Origin of the sequence: Streptomyces sp. NBC_00876, from assembly GCF_045207435.1 — a bacterium.
GTDB lineage: Bacteria > Actinomycetota > Actinomycetes > Streptomycetales > Streptomycetaceae > Streptomyces.
This window is the reverse complement of sequence record NZ_CP108800.1, coordinates 7085805-7106102: the sequence shown is the minus strand read 5'-3', so window position 1 is coordinate 7106102 and position 20298 is coordinate 7085805. Positions and strand designations below refer to the sequence as shown.

The 20298-nt window shown below is 70.2% G+C and carries 14 protein-coding genes and 1 pseudogene; 4 read left to right on the top strand and 11 right to left on the bottom strand.

Annotated elements, in window-relative coordinates; genetic code table 11:
- Positions 1–8: 8 nt before the first annotated feature.
- Positions 9–641 (bottom strand): DUF1345 domain-containing protein, encoded by a 633-nt coding sequence (locus tag OG782_RS31115; RefSeq protein WP_406456658.1) that lies wholly within the window; start codon positions 639–641, stop codon positions 9–11.
- A gap of 149 nt (positions 642–790) precedes the next feature.
- Here OG782_RS31115 and OG782_RS31110 point away from each other — a divergent pair.
- Positions 791–2248, top strand: a pseudogene (locus OG782_RS31110) (molybdopterin-dependent oxidoreductase); the annotation flags it as partial.
- Between the two features lie 332 nt (positions 2249–2580).
- Here the strand turns inward: OG782_RS31110 and OG782_RS31105 are convergent.
- A complete protein-coding gene (locus OG782_RS31105) occupies positions 2581–5130 on the bottom strand; it encodes an ATP-dependent Clp protease ATP-binding subunit (RefSeq protein ID WP_406456656.1) in 2550 nt (849 codons plus the stop codon).
- On the bottom strand, positions 5073–5705 hold the full coding sequence (locus OG782_RS31100) for a hypothetical protein (protein ID WP_406456654.1): 633 nt from the start codon (positions 5703–5705) through the stop codon (positions 5073–5075). Before OG782_RS31100 ends, OG782_RS31105 begins: the two co-directional genes overlap by 58 nt.
- A 451-nt stretch (positions 5706–6156) precedes the next feature.
- Here OG782_RS31100 and OG782_RS31095 point away from each other — a divergent pair, with 451 nt between their 5' ends.
- On the top strand, positions 6157–9852 hold the full coding sequence (locus OG782_RS31095) for a beta-galactosidase (RefSeq protein ID WP_406456652.1): 3696 nt from the start codon (positions 6157–6159) through the stop codon (positions 9850–9852).
- A 54-nt stretch (positions 9853–9906) separates the two neighbouring features.
- A complete protein-coding gene (locus OG782_RS31090) occupies positions 9907–10353 on the top strand; it encodes a TIGR03618 family F420-dependent PPOX class oxidoreductase (RefSeq protein WP_406456650.1) in 447 nt (148 codons plus the stop codon).
- Positions 10354–10482: 129 nt separating this feature from the next.
- On the opposite strand, the gene OG782_RS31085 is transcribed toward OG782_RS31090, so the two are convergent.
- From OG782_RS31085 to OG782_RS31060, 6 genes are all read right to left on the bottom strand, one after another.
- Positions 10483–11340, bottom strand: a complete 858-nt coding sequence (locus tag OG782_RS31085) for an ABC transporter ATP-binding protein (RefSeq protein ID WP_406456648.1) — start codon at positions 11338–11340, stop codon at positions 10483–10485.
- A complete protein-coding gene (locus OG782_RS31080) occupies positions 11337–12341 on the bottom strand; it encodes an ABC transporter ATP-binding protein (RefSeq protein WP_406456646.1) in 1005 nt (334 codons plus the stop codon). The genes OG782_RS31085 and OG782_RS31080 overlap by 4 nt, the downstream gene beginning before the upstream one ends.
- Positions 12341–13192 carry an ABC transporter permease gene (locus OG782_RS31075; RefSeq protein ID WP_406456644.1) on the bottom strand — a complete coding sequence of 284 codons (852 nt, stop codon included), beginning with the start codon at positions 13190–13192 and terminating at the stop codon, positions 12341–12343. The genes OG782_RS31080 and OG782_RS31075 overlap by 1 nt, the downstream gene beginning before the upstream one ends.
- Positions 13193–13200: 8 nt before the next feature.
- Positions 13201–14169: an ABC transporter permease gene (locus tag OG782_RS31070; RefSeq protein ID WP_406456642.1), complete on the bottom strand. Its 969-nt coding sequence runs from the start codon at positions 14167–14169 to the stop codon at positions 13201–13203.
- Positions 14166–15758 carry an ABC transporter substrate-binding protein gene (locus tag OG782_RS31065; RefSeq protein WP_406456640.1) on the bottom strand — a complete coding sequence of 531 codons (1593 nt, stop codon included), beginning with the start codon at positions 15756–15758 and terminating at the stop codon, positions 14166–14168. Before OG782_RS31065 ends, OG782_RS31070 begins: the two co-directional genes overlap by 4 nt.
- Before the next feature lie 188 nt (positions 15759–15946).
- On the bottom strand, positions 15947–17632 hold the full coding sequence (locus OG782_RS31060; protein WP_406456638.1) for an amidohydrolase: 1686 nt from the start codon (positions 17630–17632) through the stop codon (positions 15947–15949).
- 128 nt (positions 17633–17760) lie between these two features.
- Between OG782_RS31060 and OG782_RS31055 the strand changes: the two genes are divergently transcribed.
- On the top strand, positions 17761–18489 hold the full coding sequence (locus tag OG782_RS31055; RefSeq protein ID WP_406456636.1) for a TetR/AcrR family transcriptional regulator: 729 nt from the start codon (positions 17761–17763) through the stop codon (positions 18487–18489).
- 5 nt (positions 18490–18494) lie between these two features.
- On the opposite strand, the gene OG782_RS31050 is transcribed toward OG782_RS31055, so the two are convergent.
- Together OG782_RS31050 and OG782_RS31045 are read right to left on the bottom strand one after the other, a co-directional pair.
- A complete protein-coding gene (locus tag OG782_RS31050) occupies positions 18495–19091 on the bottom strand; it encodes a hypothetical protein (protein WP_406456634.1) in 597 nt (198 codons plus the stop codon).
- A 14-nt stretch (positions 19092–19105) separates the two neighbouring features.
- Positions 19106–20269, bottom strand: a complete 1164-nt coding sequence (locus OG782_RS31045) for an ROK family glucokinase (RefSeq protein ID WP_406456632.1) — start codon at positions 20267–20269, stop codon at positions 19106–19108.
- Positions 20270–20298: the final 29 nt, after the last annotated feature.

Sequence of the window (20298 nt, the reverse complement as noted above, 5' to 3'; positions counted from 1 at the left end):
CCTCGCCGTCACCCCGTGACGATGCCGGCGACGAGGTTGATGGTGGTCGCCAGGATGCTGGCGCCGAACACGTACGACAGCAGGCAGTGCCGCAGGACGACGGCCCGCAGCGCGGACGTGGAGACGTTGGTGTCGGAGACCTGGTACGTCATGCCGAGGTTGTAGCTGAAGTACAGGAAGTCGACGTACCGCGGCCGCTCATCGGAGTTGAAGTCGATCCCGCCCTCGGGCGGCGCGTAGTAGAGCGACGCGTACCGGGTGGCGTACATCAGGTGCAGGGCCGCCCACGCCATGAACACCCCGCACAGAGCGGTGGCGGCCGCGGCGTGGCTCAGGTCCCTGCCGACGAGGAGCAGGGCCACGATGGCGACCAGTCCGCACAGGGCCGCGCCCACGACGGCCAACTCCTCGGCAACGGGCCGGAACTCCTCGCGCCGGACGTTGCGCCGGGTTTCGGCGGGGTCCATGGGGCACAGGACGAGCCAGCCGGTCACGACGAAGAGGATCTCCGCAGCCGCGATGCCGGCCAGCACTCCCAGAGGCGTCGTCGTGGGCAGACCGACGGCCGCGCCGGCCACCGCGCCGGCTGCCGACGAGGCCACGAGCCTGGGGACGGCGGACAGCACAAGCCAGTGACTCATGTCCCCAGGCTTCCAGGAGGCCGGTGTTCCCGCCCGTCGGCCACCGGGGCCGTGCCGGCTCGAATGGCAGGCGTATTCCGGCGGACTTAGCCTGCCCGGGGGCGCACTCGCGCCCCCTGTCCCACGGCCTCCCGGTAAGGGTGAGCGTCATGAGCGTCGACAAGGATGAGCAGGAATCCCGCGAGTCCCGTGTGGGCCCCGTGCCTCGGGAGGAGCCCGGATTCCGCCCCTACCACCACCCCGCGGCCGGCTGGGGCGCGGCGAAGAGCGTGACCCGGTTCATGGCACGCGAGGGCGTCCTTCCTGTGGACGGGCCCCGGGCGATCCTGAAGATGAACCATGAGAACGGCGGGTTCGACTGCCGGGTGAACGCGGCCTCCAACGCTCCCCGGATGCTGACCGCCCTCACCGAGGCGTGCCACCGCGGCGCCCAGGTCGTGCACGTCAACCCGCTCGTCGAGGCAGCGGCCACCCGCGCCATCATCCCGCACGACTTCAAGGACATGGCCACCTTCCGCCCGACCCCTACCAGCACGCTGAACCTCCAGCCCCGCATCGGCGGCGACATGGCCCTGGTCCGCGGCATGGCCAAGGCGGTGCTCGAACAGTCCGCGACCGATCCCAGGGCGCTGGACCAGGAGTTCATCGAGCGGCACACCACCGGCATCGACGCGTACCGCGCGGTGTGCGAGGCCACGTCCTGGGAGGAGCTGGAGACGCAGTCCGGGCTGAGCCGCGAGGACATCCTCGGGGCGGCGCGGGTGTACGGCGAGGCCGACCGGAGCATCATCAGCTGGTGCCTGGGCCTCACCCAGCACGAACACGGCGTCGACACCGTCCGGGAGGTCGTCAACCTGCTGCTGCTCCGCGGCAATCTGGGACGCGAGGGAGCGGGCCCCTCCCCGGTACGCGGGCACAGCAACGTCCAGGGCAACCGCACCTGCGGCATCGACCACCATCCGAGCGGGGCGTTCCTCGACCGGCTCGCCGAGGTCTGCGAGATCTCCCCTCCCCGCGCTCACGGCCTGGACACCGTGAGCACCATCAAGGCGATGAACGACGGCGACGTGAAGGTGTTCGTCGGCATGGGCGGCAACTTCGCCCTGGCGGCGCCCGACACCCCGTACACCTTCGCGGCCCTGGAGAAGTGCGAACTCACCGTCCAGGTGAGCACCAAGCTGAACCGCAGCCACATCGTGCACGGCCGGCTGGCACTGATCCTTCCGTGCCTGGGGCGAACCGAGAAGGACCACCAGCGCAGGGGCGTCCAGAGCACGTCCGTCGAGGACTCGATGAGCATCGTCCATCTCTCCGTCGGCATGAAGCGCCCGGCCTCGCCGCATCTGCTGTCCGAACCGGCGATCATCGCCGGCATGGCACGCGCCGCGCTCCCCGGCAGCGCCACGCCCTGGGAGTGGTACGTCGAGGACTACGACCGCATCCGCGACACCATGGCCAAGGCCCTCGACGGCTTCGAGGACTTCAACCGGCGGGTGCGCCTGCCCCTCGGCTTCCGCATCAAGCAGCCCGCCCGCGAACTGGTCTTCCTCACCCCGTCCGGGCGCGCCGAGTTCTCCAGCGCCCCGCTATCGCCCCGGCGGCCGGCTGACCGCGCGCCCTTCCCGTATGCGTCCTGCATACGGGCGGCGCCCAGGACGGAGCCCGACCGGCACGGTGCCGGTCGGGCTCATGAGCGTCGCCCGGGAGCCGGGCTCAGCGATGGGCGCGCGCCCTCGGGGAGGTCGCGCGCCTTCACCGATGCGGGTCACTACGCCTGGGGACTCTCCTCCTCCGGGGGAAGGCCCGCTTCCTCGCGGTCCTCCTCCAGGCGCTCGTCGAGTTCCTCCTCGTCCGGGCGGCGGGGCAGTCCGCGGCTGTGGCCGGTGTCGGGGTCGCCCTCGACCTCTTCGTTGGACTTGTGGTGGTGGTGGGCCATCGGTCACTCCTTGCCGTCGGTGGTGGCGGTCGCCCGGGGGGTCTCGGGGGTGCTCCCGGCTCCGGGGCCGTCGCTCTTGCGCACGGTGCAGTGGAGGGAGTCGTCGACCACGTCGGCGACGATGGTGTCCCCGGGGTCGGCCTCGCCGCCCAGCAGCAGGGACGCGATCCGGTTGTCGAGTTCCGTCTGGATGGTGCGGCGCAGCGGGCGGGCGCCGAACTCCGGCTGGTAGCCGTGGGCCACGAGCAGCTTCTTGGCCGCTTCGGTGACCTCCAGGGTGATGCCCTGGGCGTGCACGCGGTGCTTGCTGCGGTCCAGGAGGTGGTCGACGATCTCCGACAGGTCCTTCTCGGTGAGGCTGTGGAAGACGATGATGTCGTCGATGCGGTTGAGGAACTCCGGCAGGAACCGCCCCCGCAGGTCCTCCATCAGCTCGTCCTTGAGCTCGGCGGCGTCGCCCTCGTGGGCGAGGATCCGATGGGCGCCGATGTTGGACGTCATGATGACGACGCAGTGCCGGAAGTCGACCGTGCGGCCCTGCCCGTCGGTGAGACGCCCGTCGTCGAGGATCTGCAGCAGCGTGTTGAAGACGTCCGGGTGCGCCTTCTCCACCTCGTCGAACAGGACCACGCTGTACGGGTTGCGGCGGACCTTCTCGGTGAGCTGACCGGCCTCCTCGTAACCGACGTACCCGGGAGGCGCGCCGACGAGCCGGGCGACGGTGTGCTTCTCCTGGAACTCGCTCATGTCGAACCGGATCATCCGGTCCTCCTCGCCGAACAACAGCTCGGCGAGCGTCTTGGCGAGCTCCGTCTTGCCGACACCCGTCGGTCCCAGGAAGAGGAACGAGCCGACCGGGCGGTTGGGGTCGCCCATGCCGGCGCGGCTGCGGCGTACGGCCTCGGAGACCGCGGTGACCGCCTCGTCCTGGCCGACGATCCGCGCGTGCATCTCCTCCTCCAGCCTGAGGAGCCTGTCCTTCTCGCTCGCGGTGAGCTGGGAGACGGGGATGCCGGTGCGGCGCGAGACGATGTCGGCGATGTCGGCCGCGGTGACCGACACGACGCCCTCACGGCGCTCCTCGACCCCCGCGATCTCGCCCTCGACCTCGGCGATCTCCTCCTTGAGCGCCTTGGCCCTCTCGAACTCCTCGGCGGCGACGGCCTGGTCCTTCTCCCGGCGCAGCTTGGCGAGGCGGTCCTCGCGGCCGATCACCTCGGTGGAGCGGCCGGAATTGCGCAGCCGTACGCGGGCGCCGGCCTGGTCCATCAGGTCGATGGCCTTGTCCGGGAGGAAGCGGTCGCTGATGTAGCGGTCGGAGAGTTCCGCCGCCGCCGTCAGGGCGCCGTCGGCGAAGCGGACCTGGTGGTGGGCCTCGTACGCGTCCCGCAGCCCTTCGAGGATCTGCACCGCCTCCTCGACCGTCGGCTCGGGGATGAGGACGGGCTGGAAGCGGCGTTCGAGGGCGGCGTCCTTCTCGATGTGCTTGCGGTACTCGTCGATCGTCGTCGCTCCCACGACATGAAGCTCACCGCGTGCGAGGGCGGGCTTGAGCATGTTGCCCGCGTCCATCGAACCCTCGCCGGTCGCGCCCGCGCCGACGACGGTGTGGAGCTCGTCGATGAAGAGGATGACCTGTCCTTCGGCCTGCTGGACGTCCTCGATGACCTTCTTGAGGCGTTCCTCGAACTGCCCGCGGTACTGCGCACCGGCCACCATGGCGGACAGGTCGAGGGAGACGACCCGCTTGTCCTTCAGGGTGTCGGGTACCTCGCCCGCGACGATCCGCTGGGCGAGGCCCTCGACGATGGCGGTCTTGCCGACGCCGGGCTCGCCGATGAGCACGGGGTTGTTCTTGGAGCGGCGCGAGAGGATCTCGACGGTCTGCTCGATCTCCTCGGCCCGGCCGACCACCGGGTCGAGCTTGCCCGCCTTCGCCTCGTCCGTCAGGTCCCGGCCGAACTCGTCGAGGGTCGTGGCCGGCTGCTGCCCGGCGGCCGGGGCGCCGCCGTCGGAGCGTGCCGCCCGGTCCGTGAGCCCGCGCAGCTTCCTCACGTCCTGGTCATCGGCGCCCAGGAGCCGGCCGGCTCCGGAGTCGGCGTCGTCGAGGAGCGCGGCGAGGATGTGCTCGGGACCGATGTACGACACACCCGCGTCCTGCGAGTGGCCGTACGCGGCGGCCAGGGTGCGCTTGGCCGCCGGGGTGAGTCCGGGCTCGGACGAGGGCTCGCCGGACTCCCGGGGCAGCACCTGGTCCAGCTGGGCCGCGAGCGCCCCGGGGTCGACGCCGACCTCGGACAGCAGCCTGCGCGAGGGTTCGACCTGGGTCGCGGCCCACAGGAGGTGTTCCGTGTCGAGGTCGGACGTGCCGTCCTCGGCGGCCTTGCGGGTGGCCAGGCTGAGGAGTTCGTGCGAGGACTCGGTCAGCAGGCGCCCGATGGGTACACGCTGCACGGCCGGGGGCGACGACGCCGGTGACATCCCGAAGAACCGGTTCAGCATGTCACTGAACGGATCGGGCGGACCGAGGGGTGAACCGAACGCCATCGACATGTCAGCTCCAGAACGCGCGTGGGGGTCTTCACACTCAAACCCGCGCCCATGCCCTCCGCAAACGGAACGATGCCGTATGGGCCTCCGGCCCCACCGCTCGCCGGAATCAGCTCGCCCGCCGTGGCGGTGCCCTCGATCCGTACACGGCCGGGGTGGATCGTCGACCCGTCCGCCGGCCCGATGATTACCGGTGTCGGGGCCGGCTTGCCCGGCACGGTGACCAGGGCTCCGGCGAACGTGCCGCGGGACGCGGCGTTCCTCGTGCCGGTGACGGTCACCACCATCGTGTGCTGCTCGGCCGGGTCGAGACCGGTGCGGGTGAACACCGGTGTCAGGCCGCCGCCGGCGCTGTAGAGGTCGACCTCGGTGGGCGGACCGCCGTCCACCGACACCTTGACGATGCCGTTGCTGGAATTGGTCATGGACCGAAGGGCGACGCCGTCTCCCCGGAACGTCAGCTTCGCGGTGGCGCCGTCGGTGTCGTCCCAGGTGTTTCCGCCGCCCGACGGCCATGTGCCGCTGTACTGCCACTGATTCACCGCGCTGCCGGTCGTGGAGTAGTCGATGTCCGTCACCGCTCCCGGGGGCGACCGGCCAGGCGGAGCGGCGCGAGAAGCCGGCCAGAAACGCAACTGAACCAACTAAATCGAACAGATTCACCCAGACCGCTCGAGGTTAGGCAGGCACCTTCAGCACGTCAAGACTTCGCACAGGCAACACGGCGCGTCGCGATGACCGATGGGGCGCCATATCGATCAACTTGACTCACGCATGGAGCAGTTCAGCTCACGCCTCCAGCGATTCGGTCCACATCTCGAGCGGTTCGGCTCATTTCTCGGGCCAGGAAGTCGGTGTCGGCCGAAAAGAGCCCTACCTCATGAGCGAATCTGTTGGAAAGCATTGAGATCAGTGCAGATCCGCGCTTCAATTTGCGCGCAACGAGTCGACCTCATGCATCGGGGACCCCTCATCCGCTCATCGATGCGGGAGCGCTTCAGTGCGGTGATCCATCCAGTGGAGGTTTCCATGAGCGTGAGAGGCGTAGTGCGCCGGCTCCTGCACAGTTGTCTGGCGGCCGGTACGGTCGTCGCCCTGCTCGGCGGCCTGGGCGTGGCCACGGGTGCGGCGGCGTCGCAACCGGTGGCGGCGCGGACGGGGCAGTCCGCGCGCCCCGCGGGTACGGCGCATTCGGTGACGTACGACGACTACTCGTTCAAGATCGACGGCAGGCGGACCTACCTGTGGTCCGGTGAGTTCCACTACTTCCGGCTGCCCAGCCAGGACCTGTGGCTGGACGTACTGCAGAAGATGAAGGCGGCCGGCTTCAACGCGGTGTCGCTGTACTTCGACTGGGGCTACCACTCGCCCGCGGCCGGGGTCTACGACTTCACCGGCGTGCGTGATGTGGACAAGCTGCTGGACATGGCCGACCGGCTCGGCATCTACGTGATCGCCCGTCCCGGCCCCTACATCAACGCCGAAGTGGACGGCGGTGGATTCCCCGCCTGGCTGCACAACAAGGGCACCCGGACCCGCACCACCGATCCGGCGTACCTGAAGTACAGCGACGAGTGGATGACACGGATCGACCGCATCCTCGCCCGCCACCAGCTCACCAACGGCACCGGCACGGTGATCCAGTACCAGGTCGAGAACGAGTTCTACGACAGCAGCGCGGACGACCGGGCGTATATGCAGCACCTGGAGGACAAGGCCCGGGCGGACGGCATCGGCGTGCCGCTGGTCGGGAACAACAACGGCACGTTCAACTCCGGTACGGGCGCCTTGGACGTGGACATGGTCGACTCCTACCCGCAGGGCTTCGCGTGCGACAACCCGTCGCAGTGGAGCGGCGTACCGGACATCAGCTACAACCACCCGGCCGGAAGGCCGGTGTCCACCATGGAGTTCCAGGGCGGTGCGTTCGACTGGTGGGCCGGCCCCGGCTACGACAAGTGTGCGGACATGGTCAACGACAAGTTCGCCGACGTGTTCTTCAAGCAGAACATCGCGGTCGGCGCGACCATGCAGAACATCTACATGACCTACGGCGGCACCAACTGGGGCTGGCTGAGCATGATGAGCCACTACACGTCCTACGACTACGGCGCCGCGATCCGTGAATCGCGCCGGCTCGACCCGAAGTACAACCAGGAGAAGCTGATCGGCTACTTCACGCAGGCCGTCGCCCCGCTCACGAAGACCGGCCCTCTGCCTGCCGTCCCGACCGGCAACCCCGGGATCGTCGACACCGCCCGGGCCAATCCCGACACCGGTACCCAGTTCCATGTGCTGCGGCACACCGACTCGACCGCGACCAGCACCGACAGCACACACCTGAAGATCGACCTCGGTGCGGGCGGACGGTACACCGTCCCGCAGCAGCCCGGCACTTCCCTGACGCTGAACGGCCGTGAGTCCTCGATCATCGTCGCGAACTACGACCTCGGCGGCAGCCAACTGCGCTACTCCACCTCGCAGATCATGACGAACGCCACCATCGGCGGGCGCGATGTCGCGGTCCTGTACGGCGGCCACGACGCCGACGGCGAGACAGTCCTGCACTACGACACGGAGCCCACCGTCACCTCCACCGGCGGCGCCGTCACCTCCACCTGGGACGCGTCCACCGGCAACCTGCGGCTCAACTACCGGCACACCGGCCTGACCCGGGTACGGATCAGCGGCGGCGGACACCCGCTCCAGCTGCTGCTCGCCGACACCGCGACCGCCAAGACCTTCTGGCGCCACGACACCGCCGCCGGCCCGGTCCTGGTCCGCGGCACCTACCTGCTGCGCGGCGCCTCGTCCGACGGTACGGCCCTCGCCCTCACCGGCGACACCGGCAGCGACGGCGCGGTCGAGGTCTGGTCCACGGCCGACTCCCTCACCTGGAACGGCCAGAAGGTCCGCAGCAGCCAGATGGAGGACAGCGGCCTCACCGCCACGCTCCCCACCGCCGCCGGCATCACCCTGCCCCCGCTCACCGGCTGGAAGCACACCCAGGAGTCGCCGGAATCGCAGCCCGGCTTCAACGACTCCTCCTGGCAGGTGGCCGACAGGACCACCTCGGAGATCACCACTCCGGCCACCCTCCCCGTCCTGTCCGCCGACGACTACGGCTTCCACACGGGATCCACCTGGTACCGCGGCCGGTTCACCGGCGACGACAAGACGACCGGCATCACCCTGTCCACCCGCAGCAGCGGCAAGGCGGCGGCCTCCTCCGTGTGGCTCAACGGCACCTTCCTCGGGAGTTCCACCGAGGACGGCCCGAAGACCTACGCCTTCCCGGCCGGCGTCCTCAAGACCGGCGACGACAACGTCGTCTCCGTTCTCACCGTGAACATGGGACATGACGAGAACTGGGGACGGTCCGACGCCGGCACCGTCCGCGGTCTGACCCACGCCACCCTGGCCGGGAACGCGTCGGGCACCATCACCTGGCGGTTGCAGGGCGTACGCGGGGGCGAGAAGCCGGTCGACACCGTACGCGGCCCGCTGGCCACCGGCGGTCTGTACGGCGAGCGCGCGGGCTGGATGCTGCCCGGCTACCCGACCGACGACTGGACCCCCACCACCCTGCCCGCCTCCGACAAGACCCCCGGGGTCTCCTGGTACGCCACCGAGGTCGACCTGGACCTTCCGAAAGGACAGGACACCTCACTCGGCCTCACCCTCACCGACGACCCTTCCCGCAAGTACCGCGCCGAGATCTACGTCAACGGCTGGCACATGGGCAACTACGTCAACTACCTCGGTCCCCAGCACAGCTTCCCGGTCCCGAACGGGGTGCTCGACCCGCACGGCAGGAACACCGTCGCCATCGCCGTGTGGAACCTCGACGCAAGCACCGGCGGCCTCGGCAAGGTCGAGCTCACCAACTACGGCAGCTACGCCTCCTCCCTGAAGGTCGCGCGGAACGACAGCCCCCGCTACGACAGGGCGCGGTACGCCATGCCTTCCCCGCACCGGCCGACGGTCGCCCTCAAGGTGCCCGGATCGGTCGCGGGCGGCCAGTCCTTCACCGCGACAACCACGGTCGGCGTGCCTGCCGGCATGCCCCCGGCGACCGGGGTGACCGCCGCGCTCGCGGCGCCCGACGGATGGACCGTCAGCCCGCACACCCCGGCGGCGGCGCCCGTGAGGGTGCCGGGCGCGACATCGGCCACCTTCTCCTGGGACGTCACCGCGCCGGCCGCCCCCGGCCAGGTGAACCCGCTCATCACCACCGTGAGGTTCCGCCAGGGCGGCCGGCCGCACACCGCCACCGACGAGCGGATCGTCGGGGCGATCCGCCTCCCGCAGTCGAAGTTGTCGGTGACCTACGCGGACAGCCAGGAGACCTCCGGCGAGAACGCCCCGGCAGCCAACGTCCTCGACGGTGACCCGGACACCTTCTGGCACACCCAGTGGTCCGGCACCGCCACACCGATGCCGCACGAGATCCAGGTCGACCTCGGCGACGAGAGCACCGTGTCCTGCCTCTACTACCTGCCACGCCAGGACGGGTCCAACGGCCGCATCGCCGACTACGAGGTGTACACCAGCGAGGACGGCACCACCTGGGGCAACCCGGTCGCCACCGGAACCTGGTCCAGCACCTCCGGGGAACAGAGGGCCTGCTTCACTCCGGTGGGCGCGCACTACATCCGGCTGCGCGCGCTCAGCGAGGTAAGCGGCAATCCGTTCACCACGGCTGCCGAGATCAACGTCGGCTGAGCGGATACCGCCGGCAGGCCCAGGGCCTGGGAGCATGGTTGGTAGCCTCCGACGATGACTGCGACTTTCGACGAAGCCGTCCGCGCGCGACTGCGGGCCGCCCATATCTGGTACGTCGGTACCGTGTTCGCCGACGGAGCGCCGCAGGTCAGCCCGATGTGGGTGGATCTGGAGGGGGAGGGTGAGCTGTCGTTCAACACCTCGGTGGGCCGGGTGAAGGAGGAGAACCTCCGCCGCGACCCGCGCGTCTATCTCTCGCACGCGGACGCCGCCGACCCCTTCGACCGGGTCCAGATCAGCGGCGAGGCGATCCGCTTCATCGAGGGCGCGGAGGCGGATGACCGGATGGACCGGCTGGCCCGGAAGTATCTGGGCGTGGAGCGGTTCGAGTGGACCATGCCGGCGGAGCGGCGGGTCGCGGTGATCGTCCGCCCGGTCAAGGTGCGGCACATCGTCGGTGTGGAGCGGTTCCGGCCCGGCGGCCCCACCCCCGCACCCTGACCGGTCCTCGAGGACCCGCGGTCCTCGTACGGTGACGGCTGCCGTCCGTGGAGGCGTATCGATCGCGCCGGAAGCGGGTCCGGCCACGGCAGGCGGGCGCCGTGCCCGGTGGCCGGGCACGGCGGACCCTCAGACGGTGCCTCCCGCCGCCAGCGGATCGAGCTCCCTGCGCCGCCGGCTGATGGAGTCGGGGTCCCAGCCCGGCCGGGGGACGGACGCCAGCAGCAGCTGTGTGTACGGGTGTCCGGGATCGTTGAGGAGCTCCGCGACGGGGCGGTGTTCCATGGTGCGGCCCCGGTACAGGACGAGTGCCTCGTCGCACACGTACCGCACGACGGCCAGGTCGTGGCTGACGAAGACCAGGCCGATGCCGGTGTCACGGCGGATGTCCGACAGGAGGTTGAGCACCTGGGCCTGGACGGAGACGTCGAGCGCCGACACCGCCTCGTCGAGTACGAGGACGGCGGGTTCGACCGCCAGCGCGCGTGCGATGGCGGCGCGCTGGCGCTGACCGCCGGAGAGCTTGCGCGGCAGCGCCGCCGCCTCGCGTTCGCCGAGGCCGACCTGGGCCAGGAGTTCACGCACCCGGGCGGCCCGTGCCGCGGGATCGGCGAGACCGTGCAGGCGCAGCGCCCCGTCGATGGTGGCGCCGATACTGATCCGCGCGTCCAGTGAGAGGTACGGGTCCTGGAAGACGATCTGCACCGCCTTGGCCCGGGCGAGGCGGGCCGCCTTGCCGCGTACCGCCGGGGCCAGTGGTTCGCCCTGGACGAGGATCTGTCCGGCGTCGGGTGATTCGAGGCCGATCAGCATCCGGGCCGTGGTCGTCTTGCCGGAGCCCGACTCCCCCACGATGCCGAGGGCGCCGCCGGCCCGCAGCGAGAACGACAGATCGTCGACGGCGACGACCTCCGTCTTTCCCGTCCGGTAGGTCTTGCGCAGACCGCTGACCTGGAGCAGCGTGCGGGCATCCGTTTCGGGGGTCAACTTCCCTCCCTTGTCAATGACTTGTCCGCCGATGTGAGTGATTCGTCCGCGAGGTGGCACGCGACCAGGGCCCCGCCGTGCCGCTCCAGCGGCGGCGGTGACTGGTCGCAGACCCCGGGCCGGGCGAAGCGGCAGCGCGCCGCGAAGGCGCAGCCGGGCGCGGAGTCGAGCAGCCCCATCGGGGAGCCGGGAATCGGGATGAGCCGGGCGGGCGGTCCGTCCGGGGCCCGGAGCGGCGGCGACGAGCCGAGCAGGCCCGCGGTGTAGGGGTGGCGGGGCGTCGCGAAGAGCCGGCCGGTAGGGGCCGTCTCGACGATCCGGCCCGCGTACATCACATAGATCCGGTCGCAGGCGGCTGCCGCGAGTTCGATGTCGTGCGTGATGAGGAGCATGCCCAGGTCGCGTTCGCGCTGCAGCCGCCCGAGGATGGCCATGATCTCGGCCTGGGTGGAGACGTCGAGCGCGGTGGTGGGTTCGTCGCAGAGCAGCAGCCTGGGTTCGGCGGTGAGTGCTCCGGCGATCATGACGCGTTGCAACATGCCGCCGGAGAGTTCGTGCGGGTACTGGCGCAGGTGCCGTTCGGGGTCCGGGAGGCCGACCGAGCCGAGCAGTTCGGCGGCCCGGCCGGTGGCGCGGCTCTTGCTCCAGCCGTTGCTGACGCGCAGCGACTCGGTGAGGAAGTCGCCGATGCGGCGCACCGGATTGATGCCCGCCCGGGGGTCCTGGAAGATCATCGACGCCGTGCCGGTGCGGATCGCCCGCAGCTTCGCGGCGTCGGCCCCCACCAGTTCCGTACCGTCGACGCGCACCTGGCCTTCGATGCCGGCCCCGGCGGGGAACAGCCCGAGGGCCGACCGTGCGGTGACCGACTTCCCGGAGCCGGATTCGCCGACCAGTGCGACGACTTCACCGGCGGAGACGGTCAGGTCGATGCCGTCGAGCACGGGGCGGGCCATGCCGGGCAGGGCGATGCTCAGGTTCTCGTACTCCAGCAGCGCCATCAGGACTTCCTCCCCGCGAGCCGGTCGCCGAAGTTCTCCCCGACGATGTTGAAGGCGACGACGACCACCACGACGGCGACCGCGGGCACGATGGCGGAGAGCGGCTGCCCCCGCAGGACGGCGGCCTGGGACTGGTTGATCATGGCGCCCCAGTCGGGTGTCGGAGCCTGTACGCCCAGGCCCAGGAAGGACAGGGCGGCGAGGTCGAGCAGTACGTAGCCGAAGTTGACGGTGGACTGGGCGAGCACGGTCGGGCCGATGTTCGGCAGTAGCCGGCGTACCGCGACGTACAGCGCGGAGTGTCCCTGCACGCGGTAGGCCGCGATGTAGGGCCTGGCCTGCTCCTGCATCGCGAGGCTGCGCACCAGGCGCGCAGTGTAGGGCATGTAGGCCACGGACATGGCGATCACCGGTGCCGTCATCCCCTTGCCGAAGACCGCCACCGCGAGGATCGCGACGAGCAGTGCGGGGAAGGCGAAGACGACATCGAGCAGTCGCCCGATCACGGTGTCGGCCCAGCCGCCCCGCCATGCGGAGAACAGGCCGACGGCGATGCCGACCGCGGTCGAGACCAGCACCACGAGCAGCGGCCCGACCAGACTCGTACGGCTTCCCTCGATCAGGGCCGAGAACGTGTCGTGCCCGCCCTGGTCGGTGCCGAGCCAGTGGCCGGCGCTCGGGCCGACGAGCCCCGTGCCCAGCTCTCCGTACGTCGGGTCCTGCGGTGACAGCCACGGCGCGAACACCGCGACCAGGACGAACAGGAGAAGAAGTCCCAGGCACAGGTTGCCCAGCCAGCCACCGCCCAGGGAGCGCAGCCTGGCGACCGGGCCGCGCACTATTGCCGCCATCGGTGCACTCATCGTGCACCTCCCGCTGCCGCAACCCGCGGGTCGATCAGCGGATGCACCAGGTCCACCAGGAAGTTGACCACGACGAACGCGGCCACCACGAGCAGCACGATCGCCTGCACCACCTGGAAGTCCATCTGGTTGACCGATGTCACCAGGAGCGATCCCACACCCGACATGCCGAACGCGGTCTCCACGATCGAGGTGCTCACCAGCATTCCGGAGATGAGGAGCGCGGAGACGGTGACGATCGGGCCGAGCGCGTTGCGCAGTACATGGCGCCGGATCACGGTCCAGCGCGGGGTGCCGCGGCTCACCGCGACCTCGACGTGCTCACGGCCCATCTCCTCCAGCATCGACGAGCGGGTCACCCGTGTGACCATCGCCATGAAGGTGACGGACAGGGCGATCGCCGGGAGCACGACGTGGTGCAGCCGGTCGAGGACGCCCGTGCCGTTGCCTATCGTCGGGAACCAGCCCAGCTTCACGCCGAACAGCGACCTCAGCAGCAGCGCGGCGACGAAGGCGGGGGCTGCGGCCCCCACCGTCACCAGCAGCATCAGCGCGGAGTCGGTACGGGTGCCGCGGCGCAGCGCGCCGACGATGCCGGCCGCGACACCGACCACCGCGATCAGCAGGGCCGAGGCGGCGATCAGCAGCAGCGTGGCGGGCAGCCGCGACCAGATGACCGAGCTGACGTCCTGGTGGAAGACGTAGGAGCGGCCGAAGTCGCCGTGCAGTACGCCGCCCAGCCAGTCCCAGTAGCGGACGAAGAACGGTTCGTCGAAGCCGTACCTGTGGCGGATCTGGGCGAGTTCGTCGGGGCCGGCGCTGCGGCCGCGTACCAGGAAGCTCGCCGGGTCGCCCGGCGCCAGGTACAGCGAGGAGAACACCAGGAACGAGGTGACCAGCAAGGTCGCCGCCATCCCGGCCAGGCGGCTCACGATCCCGAGCGCCCGTGTGGTCGTACGGCTCACTTCTTGGCCCCGATCTCGGCAGCCCACGGGTAGTAGAGGTAGGCGACCGACGGCTGGACGCCGGTGATCCGGTTGCCGAGGAAGACGCTGGTGGGCTGGGTGTACAGGGGCAGCCAGGGCAGTTCCCGCAGGGCGATCTTCTGCGCCTTGGCGCTGGCCACGGCGCGCTCGGCCGGGTCGTACTCGCCGGAGGCGTCCTCGACGGCCTTGTCGAACTCCTTGTTCGTCCAGCCGCCGTAGTTGGTGAACATGCCGGTCTCCAGGGAGCCGTACACATCCAGCGGATCGGTGATCGACGTGTACCAGAAGGTCAGGAACAGGTCGATGCCCTTGCGTGCGGCGGCGTCGGTGAAGAGCGTGGAGTACTTCTCCGGGGAGAGCGTCTCGATCTTGGGGTCGAGGCCGATGGCATTGGCGGCCTGCTCGATGGCCTGCGCGACGATCGTCGTCTGCGAGTCGAGCGGGCTGGTCGCGATGACGATCCGCTCCCCCTTCACCCCGGCCTTCTCCGCGATCTCCTTGGCCTTCGCCGGGTCGTACGGGTAGTGCGGCACGTCCTTGATGATGGACTTGCGGCTCGCCGCGGGCGCCTGGCCCCACATGTTGTCGGTGACGAGGGAGTCGGCGACCTCGCCGACCCCGCCGGCGCCCGCCTTGACGATGCCCTTGCGGTCGATGGCCATGAGCAGGGCCTTGCGCACCTCGGTGTCACCGAGCGGGCCCTTGAGGTTGCTGACGATCTCTTCGGCGACGGTGCTGTTGACGCCGTAGTAGAGCTTGCCCGCGGTGGAGGTGCCGAGCTGGTCGTAGGCGTCGGCCGGAACCATCCAGCCACCGTCCACCTCACCGCTCTGGAAGGCGTTGACGCGGGTCGTCGCGTCGCTCAGGAACACGAACTTGACCTTGCTCGCCTTGGGCTCGAGCTTGGTGTTCCAGTAGTCGTCGAACTTCTTCAGGGTGAGCGACTGGCCCGATGACCAGGACCCGAAGGAGAACGGCCCCGTGCAGTTCACCCCGCCCTTGGGGCTGCCGTAGTCCTTGCCCGCCTGGGCGAGGGTCGCCGCCGACTCGATGGTTCCCGAGCTGGTGGCCATCTCCTGGTTGAAGACCGCGTCGGGCTTCGTCAGCTTGACGGTGACTTCCAGCGGCCCGGTCTTGTCGATCGACTTCACGTTGCGGAACGTGTTCTCCCACGCGCTGCCCACGGCGGGGTCCATGTGACGGCGCAGCGAGGCGACGACGTCGTCGGCGGTGAGCACCGTGCCGTCGTGGAAGTGCACACCGGGGCGGATCTTGTAGACCCAGGTGGTGGGCGTCGGATTGCTGAACGAGGACGCCAGGTTCGGCGACGTCGTCAGGTCCGGGTTCCAGCGCAGCAGGCTCTCACAGACGTTGGCGAGGACCTGGTTCGGCGGGTAGTCGTAGGCGTAGACGTAGTCGAGCGAGGACGGCTCGGCGTAGATCGACCAGGTGAAGGAGTCGATGTCACCCGCGGCGGCGGGCGTCTGCTTGGTGAGCTCGTACGAGGCGCTGCCGCCGGCGTCCTTGTCCGGGTCCGCCGTGCCGCTGCACGCGCTGGTGATCAGCATGGCGCTCGCCGCGAGGAGGGTCCCCGCGGTCCGCCGCGCCGCCCGCATCTGTATCGGCTTTTTCGATCCTGCGCTCTGTGAGGGCATCGCCTGTCTCCGTCCGGGGTGGGCTCGATGAGGTGCGGGGGGAGCTCGGTGAGGTGCGGGGGGCTCGATGAAGTGGGGGGGTTCGATGAGGGGGAGGTACGTCAGTCGGTGGCGGTCGCGTCCGCGTCGAAGACGAGGCGGCCCTCGACGTAGGTCCTGCGCACCCGTACGTCGGCGATCTCGTCGGCGGGGCGGGTGAACGGGTCGCGGTCCAGGACGACCAGGTCCGCGTACTTGCCCTCCTCGACCGTGCCGGTCACGTCGTCGAGGTGGTTCACCCACGCGGTGCCCGCGGTGTACGCGGTGAGCGCCTCGGCCAGGGTCAGTGCCTGCTCGGGGTAGAACGGGGGGTACGTCACGCCCTCGGGGAGCTCGTTCGCAGGGGCCGCACGGTTGACGGCCACGTGGATGCCCCACAGCGGGTTGGGGCTGCTCACCGACCAGTCGCTGCCCGCGACGAGGCGGGCCCCGGCGCTGCGCAGATCCCCGAACGGGTACTGCTGGGCGGCCCGTTCGGCGCCCAGGAACGGGATGGTCAGCTCGTCCATCTGGGGTTCGTGGGCGGCCCACAGGGGCTGGATGTTCGCGGCGACGTCGAGTTCGGCGAAGCGCGCTATGTCATCGGGATGCACGACCTGGAGGTGGGCCAGGTGGTGACGGTGGTCATTGGCGCCGTTGGCGGCACGGGCCGCCGCGAGCGCGTCGAGTGCCTCGCGCACCGCACGGTCGCCGAGCGCGTGGAAGTGGACCTGGAAACCGGACTCGTCGAGCGCGCACACCGCTTCGTTCAGCAGTCCGGGCTCGACGAAACTCAGGCCCGAGTTGCCGGTCGAGCAGCCGCAGCCGTCCAGATAGGGCTCCAGCATCCCGGCGGTGAAGTTCTCCGCGACGCCGTCCTGCATGATCTTGATGCTGGTGGCGCTGAAGCGGCCCGCCTGCCCGATGCCCCGGCGCTCCTCCAGTTCGGCGAGCTGCTCCATCCCGCGGTTGCGGTCCCACCACAGGGCGCCGACGACGCGGGCGAGCAGTGAGCCCTCCCGGGCCGCGCGCAGATAGACGGGCAGGTTGTCCGGGTAGCCGTGGAAGGAGCCGATCATGGCGTCCTGCCAGCCGGTGACCCCGAGCGAGAACAGGTACTCCTGCGCGGCGAGCAGCCCGGCATACGTCTCGTCCTCGGTGGCGACCGGAACATGGCGGGCCACCAGCTCCACCGCGCCCTCGTGCAGGGTGCCGGCCGGGGTGCCGTCCGCCTCCCGCTCGATACGGCCGTCGGCCGGGTCCGGGGTGTTGCGGTCGACACCCGCGATCTCCAGCGCGCGGGTGTTGACCCAGGCGCCGTGACCGTCGCAGTTCATGAGCAGCACGGGCCGGTCCGGCACCACCGCGTCGAGCATGGAGCGCGTCGGCGTACCGCCGGGGAAGCTGTCCATCGACCAGCCGCCGCCACGGATCCAGGCCGCGTCCGGGTGGTCCTCGGCGTACTGGGCCACCACGGCGAGGCAGCCCTCGGCGGTGGTCTGCTCGCTCTGGTCGCAGCCGAGCATCTGGGTGCCGCCCATGACGGGGTGGATGTGCGCGTCCTGGAATCCGGGGACGAGCAGGCCGCCCTCCAGGTCGACGATCTCCGTACCGGCACCGGTCAGCGCACGCACCGTACCCGCGTCGGCGACTGCGATGATCCGGCCGCCCGCGACGGCGACGGCTGCTTCCACCGGGCCGGGGCCCGCTCCGGTGAAGACCCGGCCCCCGACGAAAACAGTGTCGGCCCGTTCGCTGCTGTGCGCCATCGATTCAACCTCCAGCAGGGCGGATTGACCCGCCCGACGTGTTCGTTGAGGAGGAGTGAACGGCAGCGCAACATTGCTGTCAACACTGTTGCGCCCACTCGATCCCGAACCGATACACTGGCCCCACCATGCCGAAGTCACCCGCCGCCACGTCCCGGAAGAAACGCTCAGGCAGTCAGCTCACGCCCGACGCGATCATCGACGCGAGCCTGCGCATCGCCGCCAGAGGGAGCGAGGACGCGTTCACCGTCCGGCGCCTGGGCGAGGAGCTCGGGGCGGATCCGACGGCGATCTACCGGCACTTCCGCGACAAGGACGAACTACTGCTGTCGGTCGCGGACCGCACGCTGGGAGAGGCGCTCGACGCCATCCCCGGAGGCCTCGACTGGAAGGGCCGCATCCGGGCGCTCGCCGACGCCTCCCTGGCGGTCTCCCTGAAGTACCCCGTGGTGGGCTCGGCCATGGCGAGCCGGACCACGCGCCGGTCCAATGAGTTCCGGGTCGTCGAACTCATCCTCGGCGCCATCCGGGAGGCCGGCCTGGAGGGCGCCGAGGCCGCCGTCCACTACCGAATGATCGGGGACACGCTCCTCGCGTTCGTGGGCCAGCAGGCCGCGTTCCTGCTGTTCGACGCGGACGCTCGGGCGGCCGACGAATCCGCGTGGAGCCGCGAGTACCGGCTGGTCGACCCGGAGCAATTCCCCAACATCACCCGACTCAGCGGCGAACTCGCCGAGGTGACGGATAGTCAGATCTTCGATGCCACGGTCGAGGCCCTGATCTCGGCCGTCGAGAAGCGTGCCGCGGTCCTGCGGGGTTCCCCGGCCGTGTCCGCCGAGCGGGCCGCTCAGCGGTAGGTGGTTCAGGGGGTCGCCGCGGACACCACGTAGACGACAGGGGACATCGGATCGGTCATGTCGACGGTGATGTCCTGAGTGGGACGCGGGTCCTTGTTGGTGTGCTTCGTGCCCGCCCAGGCGACGCCGTCGCCGAAGTACCAGCCCGCGATCTTCGTGTCGCGCTCTCCGACGGTGACCTTGCCCGCCTTCAGGGCGGCGCGGCCGGTGCCCACATCGGTCAGGAACCGGTCGAGACCGTTGGACGTCGTGCGGAACTGCGCGTACAGCCGGCTGGCCTTCCAGTTGTTGGTCTCGTAGTACTCGACCTGCACCGCGTCGCCGGGGATCGGCACCTCGAAGATCCGGCGCTGCATCCGCGACGGCCAGCCCTCGCGGAGCCCCTGCGCGGAGGCCTCGGCCTCCTTGTCCTGGCCGGAGCGCCGGCTCTGTCCCGCGGAGATCAGCAGATACCCGGCGGGGACGCCGATGAGCAGCACGATGATGGTCGCCGTGATCAGGCGCCGCCGGATCGTCCGGCGCCGCTCCTCGGGCGGCCGGGGGCCGTCCTCGTCGGGCGGCGGGGACTGGCGCGGCACGACGGGGTGCTCGGCTGCGGTCATGGGTCTGTGGATCCCTAGGAAGTGCGGGTATTGCGGGTGTTACGGATGGTGCTCGCGGCCTGGTCGTAGATCTGGGCGTACCGCTCGTACCGCTCGACACGGCGTCGGTTGGTCCGCCGGAACCGGCGGGCCACCAGCCGGGCGAGGTCGGCCGCGCCGACCATACCCGCCTCCGGGCCGAGCTGCGCCTTCGCGATCCGGGCCTCGGGGCGGTAGCCGCGACCGGTGAGGTGGCGTTTGAACGCGTCCCTGGCGGGTCCGATCAGCAGGTCGTCGGCGGCGCTGACGCCGCCTCCGATCACGAAGCAGGAGGGGTCGAGCGCGGCGGCCAGATTGGCGATGCCGACACCGAGCCACTGACCGATGTCCTGGAGGAGCTCGATGCACATCGCATCGCCCTCGCGGGCCAGTTCGGTGATGAGCGGTCCGGTGATGTCGGGGACGTTGCCCTTGACGCGCTCGATGAGTCCGTGGGCCACCGGGGAGTCGGCGGCGGCCAGTTCCCGGGCCTCCCGGACCAGGGCGTTTCCGGAGCTGTACTGCTCCCAGCAGCCGCGGTTTCCGCAGGGGCAGCGGTGGCCGCCGGGCACCACCTGCATGTGGCCGAACTCACCGGCGACGCCGTACTTGCCGCGCTTGACCTGACCGTCCTCCAGGATCGCGCCGCCGATGCCGGTACCGAGCGTGATCATGACGAGGTGGTCCTCGCCGCGCCCGGCTCCGAAGCGCCATTCGGCCCAGGCGGCGGTGTTGGCGTCGTTGTCCACCATGACGGGGACGACGAGCCGGGAGGCGATGGCGTCGCGCAGGGGTTCGTCGCGCCAGGCCAGGTGCGGGGCGAACAGCACCTTGGAGCGGTCCGCGTCGACCCAGCCGGCCGCGCCGATGCCGACCGCGTGCACGTCGTGACGGTCGGAGAGGTCCAGGACCAGCTCGACGATGGTGTCCTCGACGACCTTGGGGCTCTTGGACTTGTCGGGCGTCTCGGTGCGCAGGGTCTCCAGGATGGTGCCGTCGGCGTCCACGACGCCGGCCATCACCTTCGTCCCCCCGATGTCGATGCCGACGGTGGGGACCCGCGGCGCGGTGAGGTGCGAGCGCCGCTCCCGGGTGCCCACGGTCCGAAGGACGGTGGCGCGGGCGGAGCCGCGGTGCGTGAAGTCGCGGTACGTGCTCATCGTCCCTGGGGGGTCTGGGGTGACCGGGG

Coding starts and splice junctions, on each gene's coding strand:
- OG782_RS31075 (WP_406456644.1), bottom strand. CDS start 13,192: ATGGCGGCAATAGTGCGCGGCCCGGTCGCCAGGCTGCGCTCCCTGGGC.
- OG782_RS31090 (WP_406456650.1), top strand. CDS start 9,907: ATGACTGCGACTTTCGACGAAGCCGTCCGCGCGCGACTGCGGGCCGCC.
- OG782_RS31065 (WP_406456640.1), bottom strand. CDS start 15,758: ATGCTGATCACCAGCGCGTGCAGCGGCACGGCGGACCCGGACAAGGAC.
- OG782_RS31080 (WP_406456646.1), bottom strand. CDS start 12,341: ATGGCGCTGCTGGAGTACGAGAACCTGAGCATCGCCCTGCCCGGCATG.
- OG782_RS31050 (WP_406456634.1), bottom strand. CDS start 19,091: ATGACCGCAGCCGAGCACCCCGTCGTGCCGCGCCAGTCCCCGCCGCCC.
- OG782_RS31115 (WP_406456658.1), bottom strand. CDS start 641: ATGAGTCACTGGCTTGTGCTGTCCGCCGTCCCCAGGCTCGTGGCCTCG.
- OG782_RS31095 (WP_406456652.1), top strand. CDS start 6,157: ATGAGCGTGAGAGGCGTAGTGCGCCGGCTCCTGCACAGTTGTCTGGCG.
- OG782_RS31060 (WP_406456638.1), bottom strand. CDS start 17,632: ATGGCGCACAGCAGCGAACGGGCCGACACTGTTTTCGTCGGGGGCCGG.
- OG782_RS31055 (WP_406456636.1), top strand. CDS start 17,761: ATGCCGAAGTCACCCGCCGCCACGTCCCGGAAGAAACGCTCAGGCAGT.
- OG782_RS31045 (WP_406456632.1), bottom strand. CDS start 20,269: ATGAGCACGTACCGCGACTTCACGCACCGCGGCTCCGCCCGCGCCACC.
- OG782_RS31105 (WP_406456656.1), bottom strand. CDS start 5,130: ATGTCGATGGCGTTCGGTTCACCCCTCGGTCCGCCCGATCCGTTCAGT.